Genomic DNA, 21,129 nt, shown 5'->3' with positions numbered 1-21,129 from the left:
GTGCAGTTGAAACTATCAGAAATAGATTAATATATAAATATTATCCGATTCCCTAATTATTAAATTTTTCCAATTGATTAATTTCTTCCTGGGAAAGTAATTTTTTGACAACTCTAACAGGTAAATGTTCTGCATTATCACGGTTATTAATTGGATTTACTAAACGCAAACTATATACTTCTTCTCCTGCTTCTTGTGAACTTTTTTGATCTATTCTCAAATAAACTTGATTTGGATAGGTACGTAATAATCTTGTTTGTAAAGATCCTTTTAAATCTCTTGCACTTTTAGCTATTTCGCTTTCTTCTCCAAATATTTCTCCTGCTGCTTTCCAAGCATGATTTAAGGCGACAATTTCTTTTACTAATGTTTCTATTGATGGTTGTTGAAATATATCTTTCATGGTTATTTACTGAATGTTTATTTAATTAATGGATATTTAAAGCACAAAGATACAGAGAACTAACAGTTTTCGATAGATTTTGATTGAAATCTGATTAATATGATGATCGTTTGGCTTCTAATTCTAATTGATTAATGATCCGATTCCATTTTTGTAATTGATTTTGACGTTCATTTAATTTTTGATCATCAGGATTAGGTAAACCTAAACTAGTATCATATCTACCATATTTTGGTGGTAATCCGATAAAAGATGTAGTTCCTGTATTTGGCAGAATTTGATATTTAGTTCTTAATAATTGTTCGCAAGACCATTGCCAAGCTAAAGCATGATCATGTGCTTCCCCTCCTAATTTTCTAATTCTTTTCACGGATAATGGTTGAGAACCAAATAAAACACTTTCGATATAATCATTTTGAGGAAAAATTCTAGTTTCACTTCCTCTACCTCTAAAAAATTCGACAATAAAACCATTCTCTCCTAAATCAAAAATACATATTTCTGTCTCATCACTACCATCTGATCGTAGTCTTTGAACATCTTGATCTGCTCTCAAATCATGATTGATAATTTCATAAGATTGCATAGGTAATAAAATTTTAATTCTCATAAAACTATTGCTATAATTAGCCCAAAATCCTTGACGTTTGTTTAACTGGTTTTCCTCTTTGTCTGTGATACCAATTCGTTGAGCAATTAAATCTACTAAATTAGAAAAGTCTTGATAATTAACTGCACCAATCCAAATTCTTAACTTCTGTCTAGCTTGACTGGATAATTTTGATTGTTTGCTAGAATTATGATAGTTGGTTTTTAACCAATTAACTAACTCTGGATACCTACCAACTATTGAGGTAAAAAGATGATTTAAAATATATTCTACAGATTTAATTTGATCAGTTTCCTCCATTTGTTCAAAACAACGTAATAACCAATTAACTTTATCTAACGTAACTGGATGTAGCTGTTTTGTAAAATAAGGTGCTATTTCCAAAACATAATCTTTAAATATGGTAAGATTCGGGAGAACATGATTGATTTTTGGCAATAGTTCATTATGAGTTAAGTTTTGGTCACAAATAATTTTTACCATTGCTTTTTTCGGTTCATTTGCTCCCAAAGCAACCAAAATTTTAATAACTAGATTATCCTTGACAGAAATTGAATTACTCCACAGAAGAAACCCATTAACTAAGTGCGATGTGATTACATTTTTTTGTCCATGATAAAACCAAGCTAACCGACGAATTAAGGTAAAATATAACCATTTATTTTCTTGGGATATACGCCAAATTCTTAAAGTTAATTGTTTTCTTTCTTCTTCTGGTATTGCTTCCCAAATTTGATCGTTATCAATACACCATATCCATTCTATTAAACTAATATCTTTAATTCTATTCTGATCAATTTTTTCTTGCAATGCTGATATAGATAAATTAATATTACTAGGTTTTTGTTTTGCAGCGAGTTCAATTAATCTATGGGGTTGATGATCTGGTATACTAAATTCTTTAAGGTTGAAGTCTTTGTGAAGCATTGTTTTCTAATTATCTGCTTGATTTAACTTACTCAAATCTTGTCCTTTAAACTGAATCCGAAATACTACTCTTCTATCTGTTGGTAAATCTCCTATTTTTGCATCATTTTCACCTCTTCCTACTACCATGATTTTCTTCTCTAATTGTGATTTATGAGTTTTGTTAGGAAATGGCATTGTATATAATGTATATTTGGCAACTTGCCAAGCTCTGTTTAAACTTAATTCCATGTTGAAATCAGCTTTACCATAAGCACTTGTATGGCCTTCAATAACTACTCTTTCAATTTGATCTTTCACTCTGGGAGTTTCAAAAATTACTTTGCTATAAATGGGAATCAATTTTTGCAGTGTTTTTTCACCTTGGGGATTTAATTTTGCGCTATTAGTTTCAAATAAGATGCTATCTCTTAAACTGATATCTCCGGTATTTGGATCAACTTTTGCTTCAATATTATTAGCTTTTAATTGTCCTTCTAACTCACCTATTAAAATTCTAGTAATGTCTTTTTGTGCTTGATTAAGCTGAATTAATGCGGAAATAAAAAGTAGTGCAAAAAACATTAATAACGATGACATTAAATCACCGATAGAAAGATAAATTGCGGGATCTTCTTCTTGATCATCTTGATTTTTGAAAATGTTTAAATGATTGAACATGAGATAATTTACCTGCTAATTATTTTTTGTAGGTTGGGTTGACGTAAGGAAACCCAACAAGTAAAGCTAATATTTCAAAAGTGTAGGTTGAATTGATGCAAATAAACCAAACATTTGATTTGAAAAGGTGTGTTGGGTTTCACTTCGTTCAACCCAACCTACGTTAATTTAATCGACGTTCATTTTCAATTTTGACTAATGCGTTATTTGCATTTTCTAAAATGTTACTACATAATCTTGACATGGAACTGTCAGCTTCTTTAAAAAATTCAGTTTGCCATTTTGTTGATTTATCTAGATATTGATCGAGATGATCTCGCCAATTATATAGAAGATTATTAAAATCTTGACTTACTGTACCAATATTCCGAGATAATTCTTGGAGTTGAGTTATTCTTTCTCCTGAATGTAAACCCATTGCTGCTGTAAATTCTTGTATTACTTGTATTTTGCTGTGCATATTATTAGTTGCTGTGCTAATATCATTCATACCTCTGGTAACTTCATTTATTGTATGAGTTAAATCATTCATTAATGATTTTCTGCGTTCGGTTTCTTCTTGGAAAGCTTTGCGTAAATCATTCACTACTTCCTGTAAAGCATTTCTTTGTGTTCCTAATGTACTTTCTAGGAGTTGATTTTGATCATTAAAGAATTGATTTAAACTGTTTTGATATTCAATTCTAAACCTTTGTAATTCTTCTTGTACTGTGACGCGGGTTTGTTGTAATGTCTGATCAATATTTGATAATGTTTGTTCTAAATTCTCCTTTGCACTGTTCATTAATTGTGATGCTTGTCTACCTACTGTTTCTAAAGTTATAGTTTGAGTTTTAAAACTTTCATTGGTTTCAGTGATAATTTGTGAAAATGCAGAATAAACCCTTGTTAACATTTGATTTTGTTGTTCAGATTGAGTTGTTAAAGATTGTTCTAATTCTCTTCTAATTCCTTTAAATGTATCCGCTGCTTGTTCTGCACTTTTTTGGAATGCTTCCCGTTGAGATTCCATTCCTGTAATACTTGTTTCTACTGCTTTAGTAATAGCAACTCCAGTTTCTTGTAAAACGTTGGTTGTCTCTGTTTGGAAATCATGTAAGGTAGATTGTAAGCTATTGGCAAAATTATTTAACTCTCCTAAGGTTTGTTGTTGAAATTGTTGAATTGTGACGATTGAATTAGCTAATTTTTCAGATATTCCCCCTAATTCATTGTTTAATTTTGTGACTGCTGCTGATGCTTGTTGAGTTAATATCGCACTTTGATCTAGTCTTTCTACTACTGGAATAATTAGTTGATTTTTCATTTCACTAATTAAGTTTTCGAGTACATTTTTTTGAGTTGTGGTAATTTGGGTTAGGGTTTTTTGGGAATCGGCAATATGATTAAATGCGGGCGTTAATCTGGTTTCTATGGTTTTATCTAATTGAATACTAACAGCTTTTCCTACTTCTATACCAATAGTTTCTGCATCCAGTTTTTCAGCTACTTGTTGTAATGCTTGGATTGCTCTGAAACTGGCGTTAAAATCAAAGTTTCTAAAATTTGCAGCGATTTCTTTTAAACTGTTGATTGCATCTTCTCGATTATCTTTTTTAGGAACGGTAATTTTATGTAATTTTTGTCTTAGGTTGTCATGTCGTGATTGTCTAATGAAGTCTGTGAAAAATAGAATAATAGTAAATACACTTCCTAGTCCTAACCCCACTAATGAAGTAGAAAATGCTGTTTGCATTCCTGCTAATAATGTTCCTACTCCTTTCATTAAAGCATCTGTTTGATTTAAGCTACTCAATGGAATATCTGCTATTCCTGATTGAATACCATAAAATGTTCCTAAGACTCCAATGGATGTACAAATTGTACTAATAAATCTTAAATTACTGCGTGTCGATTGATGGAATATATCTGGATATTGTTTGAGGATGTATTTATCATTGGTTTTTAGAGGATTTCTATGATAATTATTTTCTGTTTCTAAATGCTCGTTAATCCATTTTCTTTCAACATAAGTATCTCTTTCTAATTCTTTGATTATCTTCTTAATAAAATTAGATTCTTGACAATATTTTATTACTGTAATTATTTCCCAAATGAATCCTAGTATAAAAACTATGGCGATCGCCACATAAAATAAACTTGCTGGTACTTCTATCATGTATCAAACCTCTATTTTTTGTGATCAAAAAGCTGCTGTAGCCTATTTTCGGTAAAGGTTGATTTATCAAAACTTTTACCGCAGTATAAAATTATCTACATCTAGATAAGTTAAAAGTTCAGTGTCTAACTCGGCAAATATGATTCAGGATATGTCTTAGCATTCAATAGTGATTTATCTTTCTTTGGTTTTTGATTTAGCCTTGATTATATATATTGCATCAATTTCAGTATAAGTACAAACAGTAATTATACTAATTTTATGCAAAAAAAAAATACATTTTTGTCTTGGTTTAATACTTAGATTGAGGAAGTTTTAGGAATACAGGACTTACGCAAAACAGGAGGAAAGTAGGGATAATTCTAGCTTTTTCACCACTTTTGATTTATTCAAACATACAAAAAAAGACATTTTTACTTCTGAATCCTGTCAGGGTTTAGCACTGCTAAACCCCTACTAATAATGTGTATTATCCTCCTAATTTCCCTGCTTGGACTTGGCCTCCAAATTTTCTAACCGACTCTTTAACTCCTGATTTTGTTTTTTCAATTGATCCAATTCTTCCCGCATTTGTTTCAAACTTTTTTCTGTCCCAATATTTCTTTGTACTTTAGGAATTTCTTCCTCAGCATAACGTCGCACCCTACCATCAGGAGTTTGATCAGCTAAACTTTGTAAAATCCCAATCGCTTTGGGAGTTTCCATTTGTCCTAAAGCTGTCACCACCGCTACTTGAGTTAAAAAGAATGTCTCTTTCGCTATTTCTGCTAATCGGTCTAAAATTCTTTCTATATTAGCAGGAGTTTGACCTACAGAAATTTTCCCCAAAGCGCGAATCGCAGATAAACGTAATGCTTGAGAAACGCCTAATTTAGTGTATTCCAACAAGACATTTAAAGCATTTTCCGAAGTTTTAAATTCTGCTAAACCACCAATAGCACCACTTCTAACTACTTCATTCCAACCTGCTCTTTCTTCTAAAACAGATTTGAGTAGTTTAATCACTTTTTCTTCGTGGGGTTTATCATCTAAATTAGCAGCAGCAATTGTTCCCAAACTCCGACAAGCAGCAGCTTCTACATAATAGCTTTTGTCCCCATGCTGTACCAATTCTTTGACATTTTTATAACTAGCATGAGTTTTGATTTGAGATAAGGACTCTACCACAGAACGACGGACAAAAGGATTATCATCATGCAACCCAGAAACTAAACCATCAAAAACTTGATCTAATTTAATTTCCGTTAATTGTTTAGCAACTTCTACCCGCACACCCCAAAAAGGATCATTTTTCAAAGCTGCGGATAAAGCTTTGACAACTTCCAAACCGCCTTTTTTCGCTAATGCTTCTGCTGCATAAATCCGAGAAATAGGATTTGGATCAAATTCCAACTGTGCTTTTAACTCTGGTATGGGATATTCTAAAACTACGGTTTTGAGATAATTATTACCCACATCAAAACTAACAAAATCGGGCTTTTCTGTTAATGGGAAATAAAAACTTTGTTCCCGTTCATTAATGCGGACATTAAAAATCTTTAAATCAGTATTTTGCTGTTTATAACCAAAACCAATGGGGATTTTCAGATCAAATAAATCCTGATCATCACTAGCTTGGGTTTGAGTAACTGTCACCTTTGCTAAGTTAGCATCACCATCCCAAGAATAAGCAACTTTAAAATCAGGATGTCCACCACGATAAACATATTGATCAAATAAGAAAGCTAAATTTCTACCTGTTGCTTTTTCAATTGATCTTAATAAATCTATGGTTTCTACAGTTTGATGAGCATGATCAACAACAAAGGTTTGGATAGCTTTCCAGAATAATTCTTCTCCCAATTCTGCACGGATCATGTGATAAACACAAGAACCTTTTTCATAAATATGGCGATCGTAAAGTTCAATCGCTTCACGGTAAACATGAGTTACCATTGGCCGACGGTAGCGACTACTATCTTCACTTAAATAACTGCGAGCTTCCGACAAGCGATAATAAGCAGCATCATCCGCACCATATTCATGTTCAGTCCACATTACCTCAGAATAGGAAGCCATTCCTTCCTTAATCCAAGCATGGGACCAATGTTTAATTACCAGTAAATCACCAAACCATTGATGTGCTAATTCATGCACTACTAAACTTTCGGTGTTGCGGTTGTCTAATAATGCTCTTTCATCCAACAAACAGCGATCTGTTAACAGCGTGGTAGAGGTATTTTCCATCCCCCCAAAAATGAAGTCATCCACGCAAACTTGAGCATATTTGGGAAAAGGGTATAAATAACCATACTTTTCACTCAAAAATGCGATCATGCGGGGAGTTTTACCCATGCTGCGGTTAGCGTCTGCTTCCCTAGCTTTTTCTACGTAATATGTAACAGGTTTACCTTCCCATTGATCTTTTATTTCCGCAAAATCACTTACAGCTAACGTCATCAAATAAGTAGGATGTATTTGCTGTTGAGACCAATGGTAAATTTTATAGTTTCCATCATCTACAGTATCAATTAATTCACCATTAGAAATTGCCACCAGTGGTTTAGGAACACGCACCCGAATTTCTGAAGTTGATAACTGTCCTGGATAGTCAAAACAGGGAAACCAATAACGAGAATCTTCGTCTTCTCCTTGAGTCCAGACTTGGGTAGGTTTGTGGGGGTAGTGCTTATCTGGTTGGATAAAATAAATACCTCTTTGGGGTTTTTCCACAGAATAGGCGATCGCTATCAACAACCTCTTACCAATTTGCGTAGGTTGAGATAATTGAATACACAGTTTTTCCCCGTCATAGTCAAACTTTTGTTCAACCTCGTCAACCTGTACAGATTGGATATTTAAATTTACAGCGTCCAATGTCAACCTATCAATATTATTACGGATTGGCAATAGGCGAATGCTACAATTACCATTGTAACTTTGGTTGGGAATATCCAAACTGAGGTTCAGAAAAATATGCTCTACCTGTCCCGGTCTATCGGGATTATAATGTGGTTTAGCCCCCGGCAATTCAAAAGATTTGTGTCTTGCTTTCTCTGTATCAAAATAAAATTTCAACATTGTTTATTACTGACCTTGTAATCCTGAAACTGTCATAACAATAGCGATCTGTAGATGCCTCTCCCAAATCAAAATGGTAATTTGATCAGGATTTTCTCTGGGATGTAATCAATTAAATCAATTGTCTCATTTTGCTACCCAGTGTCCAAGTCTTGATCTCATCTGAGATTCTGCAGGTTTGCATCATCGGGACAAGAGTTTCTAGCATCACACAGTGATGGCTTTCCATCGATTACAAATACTAACAATTATTCTTATAGCTTAGAATAACTTGTCATTCAGAATCTGACTACTTTTTGCATATCAAATTAAGATAGCATTTACGGATTTACTCTAGACTCCATTGAAGTCTTTTTGAGAGCAACGACAAAACTATTTTTGTATGTAAATACCAATCGTCTCAGTAAGTTCCGCTAAATTAGTCAAAATTGCTGAAAAGTCCCAAAACCCCACTATTAATTTTGTATCCATAGCATCTGAATCATACTTTTCCTATTTTACGCAACAAAGGACAATAACAATGCCTGAAAGCAAATCAAAATTTCTAGTTCCCGCTATTAGCACGGCTATAGTTGTTGTGGGAGGTATAGCTGCTTACGTATATTTGAAAGCACCCTTGGGTGATACTTCCAGCCCCATAAGCAGTGCTAAAGTAGTACCTGCTAATGCCTTGATGGCAACATATGTTAACACTGATCCCCAATCTTGGGATAAGTTACAGCAATTTGGCACTCCACAAGCGCAAGAAATATTAGCAAAAATTCTACAGGATATCAATGAAGAAATATTAAATGATAGTAATATTTCTTACGAAACAGACATTAAACCCTGGATCGGTGGTGTGATGATTGCTGTACTGCCACCCACACCTACTACACCTAATCAGTCAACTCCATCTGTCCAGCAAGAGTCAAATATTCTGTTAGTAGTGGGTATCAAAGATAAACTCAATGCTTTGAATTTTGCTAACAAATTAAAAGAGCAAAAAAACACACAAATTGAAGAATCAGACTATAAAGGTCAGAAAATTATTGGCAGTAAAAATAAAAGTAAATCAACTTATGTTACTGTACTAAACAATACTCATATATTGGTAGCACCAGAAAAACAAACTGTAGAAAAAGCGATTGACACCTATAAGGGAGAACCTTCTTTTGCTAGTAAAGAAGGAGCAAGTAGTATTTTAGCTAAAGGCGTAGATGTTGAAAACAGCCTGGCTCAAATTTATGTGCCAGATTACGCCAACATGGCACAACAATTAGCAGCTTTCAATACTCAAGGTAGACCATTGCAGCCGCAAACTTTGGCACAACTCCAGCAAGTAAAATCCCTAGTAGCTGGTGTTGGTGTTGATGATGCTGGACTGCGGTTAAAAGCGGTTGTTAACTTAGATCCCCAACTGAGTAAATTTCAATATCAAAGCACTCCAGCTAAAATAGTAGGACAATTTCCTAGTGACACCATTGCTCTAGTCACTGGGCAGAATATAAATCGTAGTTGGCAAACCTTCTTAGAACAATCAAAAGATTATCCTGAATTTAAGCAAGCAGTTGAACAGACTCGCGGACAACTCAAACAATTTGTCAATATTGATTTAGACAAAGATATTTTTAGTTGGATGGATGGGGAATTTGCTTTTGGTGCGGTTCAATCTAGTCAAGGTGGGTTAGCAAATGTTGGTTTTGGGGGAGGGATGGTATTTGATACGAGCGATCGCAAAACAGCGGAAACCACTTTCACCAAACTAGATGACCTCGCCAAAAAGCAATCATTCAAGGTAGTTCAAAGAAATATTGCTGGTAAAAATATCACAGAATGGCAAATTCCCTTTCAAGGCGCTTTAGTATCACATGGTTGGTTAGATCAGGATACCGTATTTGTAGCTCTTGGTGGACCTGTTGGCGAAACAATAGCAGATAACAAAGGTCAAACCCTGAATAATAGCGACACCTTTAAAACCGTAACTGGTTCTTTACCCAAACCCAACGGTGGTTATTTCTATCTAGATATGGATAACACCACCTCTGTAATTACTCGTTTTGCTACCGCAGGTCAACCCCTACCTCCTGATATCAGTGCTATCCTGGGTTCTATTCGTGGTTTGGGTGTCACTGTTCATAGCCCCAATAAATCTACTGCTCAAATGGAAATGTTGTTAGCTTTAAAAACCAGTAAATAAGGAGGCAGGAGTCAGGATAATCAGAATAAATTTCTTCCCTATTCCCTATTCCCTATTCCCTATTCCCTATTCCCTCTTACACTGTCACCAGTCCCCAGTCACCAGTCACCAGTCACCTGCTGTAAAATAAAGCTGTTCCCAACTACAAAAATGTATGACTACTGCTATTAAAACCTCTCCTGACTTACCTTCCCGCTTAGTCAATGGCATTCTTTCAGTTAAGCCTTTATTTAACCTAGCTAAACACCAAGCCAGACAAATGATGATTAAACGGGCTGGGAAAATAGGTGTACCTTGGAATCAAGAAGTTGAAAAACTACAAGCAGCACGAGATTGGGCAAATGATTTAGCTCAAGTCCAAAATCCTCAAACTACCTATCCAGAATATTACTTACGTCCATTTCACGCTTATGATGGAGGGGATCTTAGCTGGAAGGCTGCTTTTGAGTTGGAAGTGGCTGCTCGTACTGTTCATGCCAGCATTTGGAAAGATGCAGGTGCTGAAGGTGATACTCAACTGCGTCAAAGTTATCACAATATTCTCAAAGCTCAACTTCCCCATCCACCACAAGATATTTTAGACTTGGGTTGTGCTGTGGGATTAAGTACCTTTGCTCTACAAGAACTTTACCCCCAAGCCAAAATCACAGGTTTAGATTTATCTCCCTATTTTTTAGCTGTTGCTAACTATCGTTCTCAACAACGTCAAAGTAATATTAACTGGGTTCATGCTCAAGCTGAATCTACAGGATTAGCAGATAATTCTGTTGATTTAGTTTCGATTTTTTTAATGTGTCATGAATTGCCCCAGTCAGCAACTAGAAAGATTTTTGCAGAAGCAAGACGGGTTTTGCGTCCAGGTGGGCATTTAACAATTATGGATATGAATCCCAAATCAGAAATTTACAAAAAAATGCCTACTTATGTTTTCACTTTGCTCAAAAGTACAGAACCTTATTTAGATGAATATTTCACTTTAGATATTGAGCAAGCTTTAGTTGAGGCTGGTTTTCAAAATTCAACTATTACTAATAACAGTCCTCGTCATCGGACTATTATTGCTCAAGTCAGTAATTCAACAATGGAAAATTAACAATTGACAATTGACAATTACCTCCCCTTCCCTGGAAATGAGAGCATTAGGAAATAGGAAATTTTTTCTGTTTTCTCATAGAAAGGAGAGGTTTTAACCTTTAATGAAATAATTGTCAATTATCAATTATCAATTGATAATGTGTGCATAATTTATCTCTTGTACTCTGGGCAATAATTCCACCGCTGCTGTTTTTGTGGTTTTACTATCGCCGAATTTCAGCGCCTCCTTTTCCCCTACAAATACTATGTTTTTTTGTAGTTGGTGCAATTTCTGGTTTTGTGGCTTTGGGGTTAGAATGGGCTATAGAAATTGCTGCTAATTCTGTTATGAACTGGGCAAAAATACAACGTTATTTTGTTGGTTTTGCCCTGCGGCAGTTGGTGGTTATTGGTCCAGTTGAAGAAGGTTGTAAGTTTGCTGCTGTTATTATTCCTATCTGTTATTTTCAACGCAGTTATAGGTTACGCACTAGTACGGTTTTTCTGTTTACGATAGCTGCTGCTTTGGGGTTTACTGCTGAGGAAAATTGGGTTTATTGGTTTCATGGTACTGCACCAATTTTAGAACGAATTATTAGCACTCCTGTACATTCTATGTTTGTTGCTCCTTGGGGGTATGCGTTAGGAAAATATATTTTTTCTAGCAGACGTTTAAATAAAGATAGAAGTTCAATTTTTACTGCTTGGTTAAATTCGGTTTTATTTCATGCTTTGGTAAATATTTTATCTAGAAGTTGGGTTTATCCCCCTCCCATTAGTTTTCTTGGTTATTGTTTATTTCCTTTTTTGTTATGGTTGTTTTGGCGACTAGAACAATTTTGGCGAAAATCTCAAGGTAAACGTCCTATTACTTTAATTTCTGGTAATACTTCTAAGCAGCGTTTTTGGCAAAGAAGTTTAATTTTGCTGATTTTGATTTTGGGTGGTAATGCTATTTTTGGCATTTTTATTTTGGTGAGAAAAGTTAGTCCTTTGCCAATAATAAGAATTTTTGATACTGAGATTTTCTTGTTTATATTTAGGGAAATTTTTATTAATTTTTGTTTGGGTTTTGTGGCTTGGTTGATTTATCTTTATTTACGCAATTTAGCCCGTCGTCGATATTTTTTTCAATGATGAAAAGTGAGAAGTCAGGAGCAGGATGCAGTATAAATATTCTGACTCCTGACTCCTGTACGGGCGAAGCATTCGAGTGACTAATTATCAATTTTTGTCCAAGGCTATTTTGCGAATGCTTCGCCCCTACTTAACTTAAACTGCTGCTAATTCTAGTTGTTTGACTGCTGCATTTACAGAAGTCTGATCTAAGTCAGCAGCGTAAATTTCACAGGAGTTATTAGGACTTTCTACGAGTTTGATTTTGTAAAGTTCTGCTCCTAGTTGTTGAATAGGCGATCGCAATGTATTACTAATATAAAATGCGATGTTTTCCGCAGTGGGTACAACTTGAGCAAAAAAGGAAACGTCTTTATTTAAGAAACCATGATCCATTGGTTCAATTACAGAATTTTTAATGATTTGATTTAAACCACCTAAATCAACTCCCATTCCTGTAACTGGATCAATTTCCCCTTTGACGGTGACTTCTAAATGATAATTATGTCCGTGTCCATTAATGCGAGCGCATTTACCGTAAATTTGTTTATTTTTCTCTAAACTCAAATCAGGATGTGCTAATCTATGGGCTGCACTAAAATCAGTAGCTACATTGAAAAATGTTTCTGATCCATTACCTTTGTATTCTACCCACAGTTGATCACTTTCAAATAATTTCACCTGGGATAATTTTACTCCCAATTTTTGAATTGGAGATTGCAGTAAATCACTAATGTAACGAGAGATATTTTCTGTGGTGGGAACTATTTGTGATTCAGCAAAATAAGGGATATCTTCATTAATGCAGGAGTGATCAAATAATTCTAAAACATGATCTTCAACTACTTTCTTTAAAGCACGAACATCTACAATCATTCCTGTACGTGAGTCCATTTCCCCTTCTACAGTCACTTCTAAATGATAGTTGTGTCCGTGGGTGCGGGTACATTTACCATATTTTTCTGCACTCAGGTTAGGCGCTAAACGATGGGCGGCGCTAAAATGACTTCTGATGGTTAAAGAGGCTTTTTTTCCTTCTCCTTGATATTCTGCCCACATCTGCGGATGTTCCAACAACTGCACCTTAACGATGGGTAAATGAGGTGCTAACCTTTCCCAGATCACTTTAGCAATATTTTCTGTGGTGGGGAGAGTTTGTTTAAATTCTGGCCACACATCATTCAGGTAAGAAAAATCTAGTTGACCGGTAGCTTCGTTTTTGATGGTGTGTTTTACATCAGACAGGTTTAACACCATTCCATACTCATCCAGTTCACCAGACATGGAGATAAATAATACATAGTTATGACCTTGACCGGGGAATTTCGAGAAAGGACCAAACTTTTCTAGGTTCTCGGTTTCACTCAATTCCGGCAACCAATACCGATGAGTAGCTGAAAACTGAGCGCGGCGATTTATGATACATTCCATGACTGCACTGGTAAAAATTTAATATTTCTTTATCTTTCACTGTATCCAGTGTAAACCAATTTGTGCTGTGGTGGTAAGTTGTTTGTTTACTGGTAACTCTTGAGTAGGTACTGGGGAAAGGATAAAGATATTAAAAAGACAAAGAAGGCTCAAAGATTAGAAATGAAGTATCTTTAATGTCAGAACCTGTATTACTTACCCTTAAAGTAGAAAGAACAGAAGATGGTAGGGCAAAAGTTATTGACTTAACCAATCTTCCCAATAGTGCTAATCTGTTAATTTCTATGAACAATCCGTCTCTGGGAAAAGGTTATCAAGATAAAGTATTGGTGAATGAAGGAACTTTCACATCCGTTTTGGGAGAAAAAGAAGGTCTTAGTAATGGAAAGTATAATATAAAAGTTACGTTTTCTCCACTGGCACAATCTGAAAAAGTCAAGGAAATTATTGGTCAAAGAGGAGAAAATTTAACTGGAGCAAATGTTTCAATTTCTGAATTGCTAAATATTAAGGTTGCAGAAGCTGAGACTAATTTTGTTGTTGGTAGTTCTCAAGACATCGCATCAACAGAAAAAGAATTTAAAAAACGTGCTTTGTTAATTCATAATAAATTACAAAATTTAATAACAGAAAGCAGAGAAATGAATAGCCTACGTCAGCGAACTGATCTAGAAGGTTTAGCAGAATGTGGAAGAAGGATGCGTAAACTGCAACCAAAAGTAGACAAGCTAGTTAAGGAGGCTGAAGCTTTACCTGAAAAGTATTTAGCTTTGCGTATAGCTGCCGTTGAAATGACTATAGGTGTAACTTGCCACGAAACAATGGCATCAGAGGCAACTAATCGCGCAGATAATAAGATTATGTCTGCCTATGAAAGTTTGAAATGAGGTTAAATTTATGAACATCCAAACAATTCATCAAAATATACCTAACAAAGACATTGCCGAATATTTCAATTTCCTTTCTCCTGGAGACATTAGACTGAAAAATTCAAGAATAGGAATTGAAACAATTTTATATGAATATATTGATTGTGGACGTTCTCCAGAAGAAATCGCCCAAATATATCAATCAATTTCTTTAGAACAGGTATATGCAACAATTCTGTACTATTTACAAAACAAAGAAATTGTCAGCAATTATATGAAAACCTGGATAGAACATGGTCATAAAATGAGAGAACAACAAAGACTGAATCCCCCACCAGTATCAGAAAAACTCAGACAACTTAGAAAAGAGAGACAATTTTATATTGGTGACAAATAACCGCACTTCTATGCCAGTGCATTTATCTGATCATAAGCTGTTACACAGCTAAATTGTATAATCCTAATATTCTGAACTCTTGTTTAACAGGCAAGATGCCTGTTCCACTTATACAAATTAAATGCACAACAGCTTATTGCCATGAATCGTCACATACCAGGAATCTTTATTGTCAATCCTAATTTAAGTGTTGGTGAAAATATAGAAGAATTAATATTAGTTGCTTTAGCTTCAGAAGATGGTGAATATCAAGATCGGATAGTCTATTTACCATTACCATAAAATCTGAAAAATCATCAAACCTTCTGACTCCTTACTTCTTACCATTTTTCACCCCACAGATTCTTGCGCTTCACAATGTAACCGCGTTGCTATTCTAAACATTTCTTGACCCGTGTGCAAATAACGATCATCATAATTTAAAGGAAAATATCCCAACTCTTCCAAACCATCACCCACTTGATTTAAACTATAATAAAGATGTGCTGCTACTCTCGCTAAACTAGGAGGGTTTGGTAAAGAATGAAAGGTATTTTGAGCCTTTTTAAAATCATCCCGACAGTTATCTAAATATTCTTGAAATTGATCTATTAACTCATCATCAAAAGGATCTGCTGCTAAGTCTTCAATTTGCTGTTCTAAAGAATTAAGAATGCGACAAAGCACGCGGTTGATCGGTTGATAAACTACACGCAACCACTCTTCAACCTTTTCATCTGCATCTTTTCCAGATTGTTTTTTAGCCTTATGTTGTTTTTGAGCAGATGCAGTTCTTTCTTGACGATGAATATTTGATTTTTGGGCATCTTTTCTAATTTGTTCATCGTATTTTAGACGACTTTGAACATCACTCAAAACTTCATAAGCAGCATTAATTCTAATAATTTCCTCATGATTAGCTGTTTCCTGATTACTGTCAGGATGAAACATTTTCACCAAGCGGCGATATGCTTGTTTAATCTCCGCTTGGCTGGCATTAGCATCAACTTTCAGGGTTTTGTAATGGTTAGAATCTTCCATGATTTAATTATCAGTTATCAGTTATCAGTTATCAGTCATCAGTAATTAGTTATCAATAAATTTTATTATTAATCTGTTCACTGTTCACTGACTCCTGTACGGGCGAAGCATTGGGAAAATAGCCTTGGACACCAATTGATAATTGGTCGTCCGAATGCTTCGCCCCTACAACTCCTGACTCCTGAATTCTTAGTTTACCGTCTTAGCTTCTAAATCCTGAAACAAAGGTGTACTCAAATATCTTTCACCAAAACTTGGTTGAATCATGACTATTAAACGTCCTGCATTTTCTGGACGTTGGGCGACACGAATAGCAGCACATAAAGCAGCACCACTAGAAATTCCCGATAATAGTCCTTCTTCCCTAGCTAACCTGCGACTGAAAGCGATCGCCTCTTCATCAGTGACAGAAATTATCTCATCAATCAATTTTACATTCAAAACTTGGGGAACAAAACCCGCCCCAATACCCTGAATTTTATGGGGTCCTGGTTTACCACCAGATAACACAGGACTATTAGCAGGTTCAACAGCGATCGCCTGAAAACTAGGTTTCTTTGCCTTCAAAACTTCCGCCACACCAGTAATAGTACCACCAGTACCCACACCCGCCACAATCATATCTACCTGGCCATCGGTATCTTCCCAGATTTCCAAAGCTGTAGTTTCTCTATGTATTTTAGGATTAGCAGGATTGCGGAACTGTTGCAACATATATGAGTGTGGTGTGGTTTCCACAATTTCCTGCGCTCTGCGAATCGCTCCACTCATCCCCTCAATACCCGGTGTTAATTCCAATTCTGCCCCATACGCCCGCAACATTGCCCGACGTTCAGCACTCATGGTTTCCGGCATAGTCAAAATTAATTTATACCCCTTAGCCGCCGCTGTCATTGCCAAAGCAATACCCGTATTTCCCGATGTCGGTTCTACCAACACTGTCTTACTAGGAGTGATTAAACCTTCCCGTTCAGCATCATTAATCATACTCACACCGATTCTGTCTTTCACCGATGCCGATGGGTTCATACTTTCCAGTTTCAGCAAAATCTGTGCTACACAACCTTCTTCCTGGGGAATACGGTTTAACTGCACCAAGGGAGTCCGTCCAACCAATTCTGTAATATTTCGAGCAACCCGCATAATAACTTTTGATTCCTTTAGATGTAGTACATGATATCTAATTGCCTCCGTGAATCTCGCTGTTCACAAAGATCCTGAAGCGAATATTTTTCCAAGACTGCATTTGCAGCCTGACGCGCTTCTTGCCAAATTTCTTCTACAATGGCACTATCTACACTTTTGGGGTTATTATCATCTTCCCCTGTCTTGATATCCAACCCTTCTAAACATTCCAAAATATCAAAAACGCTGATTTTCCAAGGTTCTCGCGCTAACAGATAGCCACCTTTTGAACCACGTTGACTTTTAACTATACCCCCACGCCTCAAAGTAGCAAGTAGCTGTTCTAAATAGCGATCTGGTATATCTTGTTGGGCAGCAATTTGTCGAATTTGCATCGGTTCGCCGCTTTCGTAATGAGTTGCCATTTCTAATAACGCCAGAATTGCGTATTCAGATTTACAGGATAGTTCCACAAGCAGCAGTTAAGAATAAAGGATCATTAATTATTCATAATTCATAACTTTTTCTAGTATACTCCGGTTTTACACTGGGGTTTGTACTTTTTTTGAGTATTCAGCTATCAGCCATCAGCAATCAGCTATAGCAGGTGACAGTGCTAAAAGCCTTTAATTGTCTAAGTTTTAGTTTTGGTTAATGTTTTCACCTTCTTCTCTAGAGCGTCGATTCAGCAATGCTAGGTAATCTGTTTTTATCTTGTAGGGGCGAAGCATTCAGGTGATAACCTATCGCTGAAGCCAGTTCATATTCTGTCCGAATGCTATACGCCCTTACGATTAATGAATCGGTTTTCTAGGTTTTTTCTGCCCAAAACAAAAAACCCGCCTCATGGCGGGCAAAACAGATTAAAAGATTGTTAGCAGACTACCAACTTTCTTAATCTAGAAAGTAAACGTTGTTCTGAGAGTTCCAATAAAGGCATCCTGGCTATTGCTGTTTTGTCCAACAGCTGGCAACCAAATTACACCAGGGGTGACAGAGATGTTATCAGAAACGCGATACTTGTAGAAACCTTCAACTTGGTAAGGCATATCACCAGTGTTAGGACCACCAGCATTATTAAAGGTATAGGGTTGAACGCCACCGAAAATACCTAATACGTTCCCTCTCTTACCAAAGTCAGGTAACGCTACCCCAACTCCATAACTCCAAGCTTCATAATCATCATTTGCAGCAAAGCCTGTAATATCGTGGTAAGAAACGAAACCACTGATAGATAGTCTTTGGCTGGGTTTGAACGCTGCGGAAACACCGTAGGAGTTACTGGAAGAGCCGCTTGGTGAACTCAGATTATTAGCTAGTGTTGTACCGACAACAGCACCTCCATCACGTCCTGCATCAAACAAGGTACTACCAGCACCATGATAACCATGTACATAGGTAGCAGCTAAAGCAAGACGATTACCAACATTGAAGTTTAACTGACCTAAAGCCGCATAGTTACCATCAAACAAACCTGCACCATTAGCAGGGTTTTCAGCGCCAGAAGTTGTGTTTCCAGAAGCCAAGTAACCTAAAGTTAATGAACTTGGTTTGAGAATGCCGCCGCCTTGTCCAAAGGGTACATTAACAGCAATACCTGAACCACCACCAATTCTATAGATGGGATTTTCCGAACTAAAGGTACTTAAAGCACCATTACCGCCATCTGTTTTATCGAAGAAGTAAGGGTTGTTAACTGCTGCATAATGGCTATGCTGACCACCAGTAGCTGCTATGTAGACCTGTGCAGGACCAATAGGAGCTTCATAAGTCAGTTTGTCAATCTCAACATTGTTATTACCAGTGCTACCAACTTCAAAGGTTTGGTTAGTTTCATCTGTGGTTCCAAAACCTTGGGCATTACCCGCAGTCAAACGGGTATTCAACATATCTCTACCAGTGAAGCTGCTTTGCAGGTTCAAACGAACTCTGTTCTGCAAAACAGTTTGTCCAGGAGGAGTAGCGCCGAAGGAATCAGTGACAGCAAAAATAGCTTCACCTTGTAATTTAGTAGTAGTAGAGAATTGATTCGCTTCTAACTCAGCAGTACGGGCTTCCAAAGTATCTACACGACCCCGTAAAGTTGCCAGTTCCGCAGAAAATTCTTCTTGCAGACGCTGTAAAGTCGCTAAATCCTGTTTTGTCACCAAATCAGCTGTTGCTGTGGCGATCAATTCGTTAACACGATCTAAACAAGCATTTAAACCAGCAGCAAATTCATAACGAGTTAAGGCCCGGTTGCCGCGATATGTACCATTGGGATAACCCGCAATACAGCCATATCTTTCTACCAAAGACTGCAATGCTTGGAATGCCCAATCAGTGGGCTGAACATCAGAAAACTGAGATACTGATGTAACTTGCGACTGTAAATTTTGACCTTCGTTGCTGTAGTTCTGAACCTGGGCCAAAACCTGCGTTTTTGAAGCGACTGGAGCTAAAACTTCAGGCTGTTGGGAAACTTCTGTAGCGGCTTGAGTTTCCAGTGTTGATACTTCAGTGGTGGCATTTGCAGAGGCAACAGCTGTTCCTGAAACTAATAACGCTGCTCCTAAAACTGCTGGGCTAACCACCAGAGACTTCCACAAGAGATTAGACATCTTTACTTTTACTCCTCACACCGTTTATAGATGACTGTTTTTGTAGTACCTACTTATCCGAAATGCGATATCTTTTTGCGACCTGTGGATGAGGCATAGCTGCCACTACTACAATTTTAGTTTTTACAAAGTTAAAAAATGATTAACGAATCGTTAAAAAATCATGAAATTAACTTATGTAAAAGCATCTAAATCATAGTTTTATATTATAAAATATCTCAGCCTAATGATCAAGATAAAATTTATCAATTAAATACCGCGCAAATAAGCTGGTATCATATTCTCAATCACAACCAAGCAATTAACTATTTTCAACTCACACCACAGATATACAGGACAAAAACATAACAGCAGCTTTTGCCAAAAGTGTTTGCAACTGATTTAAACAATCACATCTGTTAGATTAAATTTCTTTGCTGTTGCCATTGGACAATTTCCTCTATTAGCAAAAACCTCTCTATATTGTGAGGATGTCCTGCCAAGTCTGAATGTTCCATGAAGCGCAGTTAAATTATTTTCAACAATTAATGGCGAATTCTGTAGCTTGTAAAAAAATACAGATATAGCGGAAGGCAAGAGGCAAGAGGCAAAAGTAAAACCCTTATTATTACTAGCTTTTAGCTTTTGAGAATGTCCTAACCAGCTTGTCTACTGCTATATGTTCGTGAAGAGAAAATTTACCGTTACTAGCCCCTAAAAAACTATCCGCCCTAAATTAAATCCGATGATCTAACTCAGGGCGGTCTAGCGGGTCTTCAGGTTGCAACCAGACTGCCGGAAGGAACTCCGACTTTTAGCCTAGCTACTTGAGCTAACTTAGTATCTCAGGATAACTAAATCTCAGGATAACTAAGGCTAACTTTTAGAGAACAGCCCCGGCGCACAGCCGGCTAACTGCAACCTGATGACCCATGCTTTTACTACTATCTATCATGGGCATCACCTCCTTGTTGCCTAAACGGTCTTAGTTTCAAAAAGGCAGAGCGCAAAACTCTGGGTTTTTAACCTGAAATTATCATAGCACAGAAAATTATTTTGGCAATAGTCAGGAGGTGACTGGTGATTGGTGACTGGTGACTGGTGACTGGTGATTGGTGACTGGTGATTGGTGACTGGTGACTGGTGACTGGTGATTGGTGACTGGTGACTGGTGACTGGTGACTGGTGACTGGTGATTGGTGATTGGTGATTGGTGACTGGGTAAAAATCAATAATGACCGCTAACCGCTAATGACTAATGACCATTAAAAAACCCCAGGCTAATAAATAGCCTGGGGGTAAATTAAAAAGGATGAATACTAAAGGATTTGATTAATTCATCATCAAATTAGAGAGCGTTACCACGTGGTAATACTTCTTCAGGGAATACAAATTGTTCGTGGGGTTGGTCTTGAGGAGCCATCCAAGCACGGATACCCTCGTTCAACAAAATGTTTTTGGTATAGAAGGTTTCAAATTCTGGGTCTTCTGCTGCCCGTAATTCTTGGGAAACGAAGTCAT

At 36.5% G+C, this 21,129-nt stretch carries 16 protein-coding genes and 3 pseudogenes; 6 read left to right on the top strand and 13 right to left on the bottom strand.

What is annotated here, in order from left to right:
- Positions 1 to 52 precede the first annotated feature (52 nt).
- The 5 genes from H6F45_RS23235 to H6F45_RS23215 form a co-directional block, all read right to left on the bottom strand.
- On the bottom strand, positions 53 to 403 hold the full coding sequence (locus H6F45_RS23235; protein WP_096567716.1) for a hypothetical protein: 351 nt from the start codon (positions 401 to 403) through the stop codon (positions 53 to 55).
- A 94-nt stretch (positions 404 to 497) separates the two neighbouring features.
- On the bottom strand, positions 498 to 1,940 hold the full coding sequence (locus H6F45_RS23230; RefSeq protein ID WP_199301897.1) for an EH signature domain-containing protein: 1,443 nt from the start codon (positions 1,938 to 1,940) through the stop codon (positions 498 to 500).
- 6 nt (positions 1,941 to 1,946) lie between these two features.
- Positions 1,947 to 2,600, bottom strand: coding sequence for an OmpA family protein (locus H6F45_RS23225; protein ID WP_096567718.1), 654 nt, complete (start codon positions 2,598 to 2,600; stop codon positions 1,947 to 1,949).
- Between the two features lie 163 nt (positions 2,601 to 2,763).
- The gene (locus tag H6F45_RS23220; protein ID WP_137668181.1) at positions 2,764 to 4,758 is read right to left on the bottom strand and encodes a hypothetical protein; all 1,995 of its coding nucleotides are present in this window, start codon (positions 4,756 to 4,758) and stop codon (positions 2,764 to 2,766) included.
- A 477-nt stretch (positions 4,759 to 5,235) separates the two neighbouring features.
- The gene (locus H6F45_RS23215; protein ID WP_190348501.1) at positions 5,236 to 7,818 is read right to left on the bottom strand and encodes a M1 family metallopeptidase; all 2,583 of its coding nucleotides are present in this window, start codon (positions 7,816 to 7,818) and stop codon (positions 5,236 to 5,238) included.
- 520 nt (positions 7,819 to 8,338) lie between these two features.
- Between H6F45_RS23215 and H6F45_RS23210 the strand changes: the two genes are divergently transcribed.
- The 3 genes from H6F45_RS23210 to H6F45_RS23200 all read left to right on the top strand — a co-directional run bounded on the left by H6F45_RS23210 (position 8,339) and on the right by H6F45_RS23200 (position 12,208).
- The gene (locus H6F45_RS23210) at positions 8,339 to 9,997 is read left to right on the top strand and encodes a DUF3352 domain-containing protein (RefSeq protein WP_190348500.1); all 1,659 of its coding nucleotides are present in this window, start codon (positions 8,339 to 8,341) and stop codon (positions 9,995 to 9,997) included.
- Between the two features lie 154 nt (positions 9,998 to 10,151).
- Positions 10,152 to 11,090 (top strand): class I SAM-dependent methyltransferase, encoded by a 939-nt coding sequence (locus tag H6F45_RS23205; RefSeq protein ID WP_190348499.1) that lies wholly within the window; start codon positions 10,152 to 10,154, stop codon positions 11,088 to 11,090.
- Positions 11,091 to 11,233: 143 nt separating this feature from the next.
- A complete protein-coding gene (locus tag H6F45_RS23200) occupies positions 11,234 to 12,208 on the top strand; it encodes a PrsW family glutamic-type intramembrane protease (RefSeq protein ID WP_190348498.1) in 975 nt (324 codons plus the stop codon).
- A gap of 135 nt (positions 12,209 to 12,343) precedes the next feature.
- On the opposite strand, the pseudogene H6F45_RS27385 reads toward H6F45_RS23200, so the two are convergent.
- A pseudogene (locus H6F45_RS27385) lies at positions 12,344 to 12,826 on the bottom strand (6-carboxytetrahydropterin synthase); the annotation flags it as partial.
- Positions 12,827 to 12,835: 9 nt separating this feature from the next.
- A pseudogene (locus H6F45_RS27380) lies at positions 12,836 to 13,618 on the bottom strand (6-carboxytetrahydropterin synthase); the annotation flags it as partial.
- 176 nt (positions 13,619 to 13,794) lie between these two features.
- Between H6F45_RS27380 and H6F45_RS23190 the strand changes: the two are divergent.
- The 3 genes from H6F45_RS23190 (at position 13,795) to H6F45_RS23180 (ending at position 15,166) form a co-directional block, all read left to right on the top strand.
- Entirely contained in the window at positions 13,795 to 14,505 is a 711-nt protein-coding gene (locus H6F45_RS23190; RefSeq protein WP_190348496.1) for a hypothetical protein, read from the top strand.
- 10 nt (positions 14,506 to 14,515) lie between these two features.
- Positions 14,516 to 14,884, top strand: a complete 369-nt coding sequence (locus H6F45_RS23185; RefSeq protein ID WP_190348495.1) for a DUF433 domain-containing protein — start codon at positions 14,516 to 14,518, stop codon at positions 14,882 to 14,884.
- 141 nt (positions 14,885 to 15,025) lie between these two features.
- Entirely contained in the window at positions 15,026 to 15,166 is a 141-nt protein-coding gene (locus tag H6F45_RS23180) for a hypothetical protein (protein WP_162501924.1), read from the top strand.
- Between the two features lie 48 nt (positions 15,167 to 15,214).
- Here the strand turns inward: H6F45_RS23180 and H6F45_RS23175 are convergent, their stop codons facing one another.
- From H6F45_RS23175 to H6F45_RS23150, 6 genes and pseudogenes are all read right to left on the bottom strand, one after another.
- Positions 15,215 to 15,904, bottom strand: a complete 690-nt coding sequence (locus H6F45_RS23175) for a DnaJ domain-containing protein (protein WP_137668641.1) — start codon at positions 15,902 to 15,904, stop codon at positions 15,215 to 15,217.
- Between the two features lie 189 nt (positions 15,905 to 16,093).
- Entirely contained in the window at positions 16,094 to 17,047 is a 954-nt protein-coding gene (cysK, locus tag H6F45_RS23170) for a cysteine synthase A (RefSeq protein ID WP_137668640.1), read from the bottom strand.
- Between the two features lie 17 nt (positions 17,048 to 17,064).
- On the bottom strand, positions 17,065 to 17,502 hold the full coding sequence (locus tag H6F45_RS23165; protein WP_137668639.1) for an Rrf2 family transcriptional regulator: 438 nt from the start codon (positions 17,500 to 17,502) through the stop codon (positions 17,065 to 17,067).
- A 426-nt stretch (positions 17,503 to 17,928) separates the two neighbouring features.
- On the bottom strand, positions 17,929 to 19,629 hold the full coding sequence (locus H6F45_RS23160; protein ID WP_190348494.1) for an iron uptake porin: 1,701 nt from the start codon (positions 19,627 to 19,629) through the stop codon (positions 17,929 to 17,931).
- 1,001 nt (positions 19,630 to 20,630) lie between these two features.
- On the bottom strand, positions 20,631 to 20,840 hold the full coding sequence (locus H6F45_RS23155; RefSeq protein ID WP_190348493.1) for a hypothetical protein: 210 nt from the start codon (positions 20,838 to 20,840) through the stop codon (positions 20,631 to 20,633).
- Between the two features lie 116 nt (positions 20,841 to 20,956).
- Positions 20,957 to 21,129: pseudogene (locus tag H6F45_RS23150) on the bottom strand (photosystem II D2 protein (photosystem q(a) protein)); the annotation flags it as partial.

This window comes from Sphaerospermopsis sp. FACHB-1194, assembly GCF_014696235.1.
GTDB classification, from domain to species: Bacteria; Cyanobacteriota; Cyanobacteriia; order Cyanobacteriales; family Nostocaceae; genus Sphaerospermopsis; species Sphaerospermopsis kisseleviana.
Note: the sequence above shows the minus strand (reverse complement) of the source record. Positions and strands in the feature narration are given on the sequence as shown.

What these genes read in the sequence shown, in the direction of transcription:
- H6F45_RS23190 (WP_190348496.1), top strand. Translation starts at nt 13,795, where the DNA reads ATGTCAGAACCTGTATTACTTACCCTTAAAGTAGAAAGAACAGAAGAT.
- H6F45_RS23180 (WP_162501924.1), top strand. Translation starts at nt 15,026, where the DNA reads ATGAATCGTCACATACCAGGAATCTTTATTGTCAATCCTAATTTAAGT.
- H6F45_RS23175 (WP_137668641.1), bottom strand. Translation starts at nt 15,904, where the DNA reads ATGGAAGATTCTAACCATTACAAAACCCTGAAAGTTGATGCTAATGCC.
- H6F45_RS23210 (WP_190348500.1), top strand. Translation starts at nt 8,339, where the DNA reads ATGCCTGAAAGCAAATCAAAATTTCTAGTTCCCGCTATTAGCACGGCT.
- H6F45_RS23205 (WP_190348499.1), top strand. Translation starts at nt 10,152, where the DNA reads ATGACTACTGCTATTAAAACCTCTCCTGACTTACCTTCCCGCTTAGTC.
- H6F45_RS23160 (WP_190348494.1), bottom strand. Translation starts at nt 19,629, where the DNA reads ATGTCTAATCTCTTGTGGAAGTCTCTGGTGGTTAGCCCAGCAGTTTTA.
- H6F45_RS23215 (WP_190348501.1), bottom strand. Translation starts at nt 7,818, where the DNA reads ATGTTGAAATTTTATTTTGATACAGAGAAAGCAAGACACAAATCTTTT.
- H6F45_RS23230 (WP_199301897.1), bottom strand. Translation starts at nt 1,940, where the DNA reads ATGCTTCACAAAGACTTCAACCTTAAAGAATTTAGTATACCAGATCAT.
- H6F45_RS23235 (WP_096567716.1), bottom strand. Translation starts at nt 403, where the DNA reads ATGAAAGATATATTTCAACAACCATCAATAGAAACATTAGTAAAAGAA.
- H6F45_RS23185 (WP_190348495.1), top strand. Translation starts at nt 14,516, where the DNA reads ATGAACATCCAAACAATTCATCAAAATATACCTAACAAAGACATTGCC.
- cysK (WP_137668640.1), bottom strand. Translation starts at nt 17,047, where the DNA reads ATGCGGGTTGCTCGAAATATTACAGAATTGGTTGGACGGACTCCCTTG.
- H6F45_RS23220 (WP_137668181.1), bottom strand. Translation starts at nt 4,758, where the DNA reads ATGATAGAAGTACCAGCAAGTTTATTTTATGTGGCGATCGCCATAGTT.
- H6F45_RS23225 (WP_096567718.1), bottom strand. Translation starts at nt 2,600, where the DNA reads ATGTTCAATCATTTAAACATTTTCAAAAATCAAGATGATCAAGAAGAA.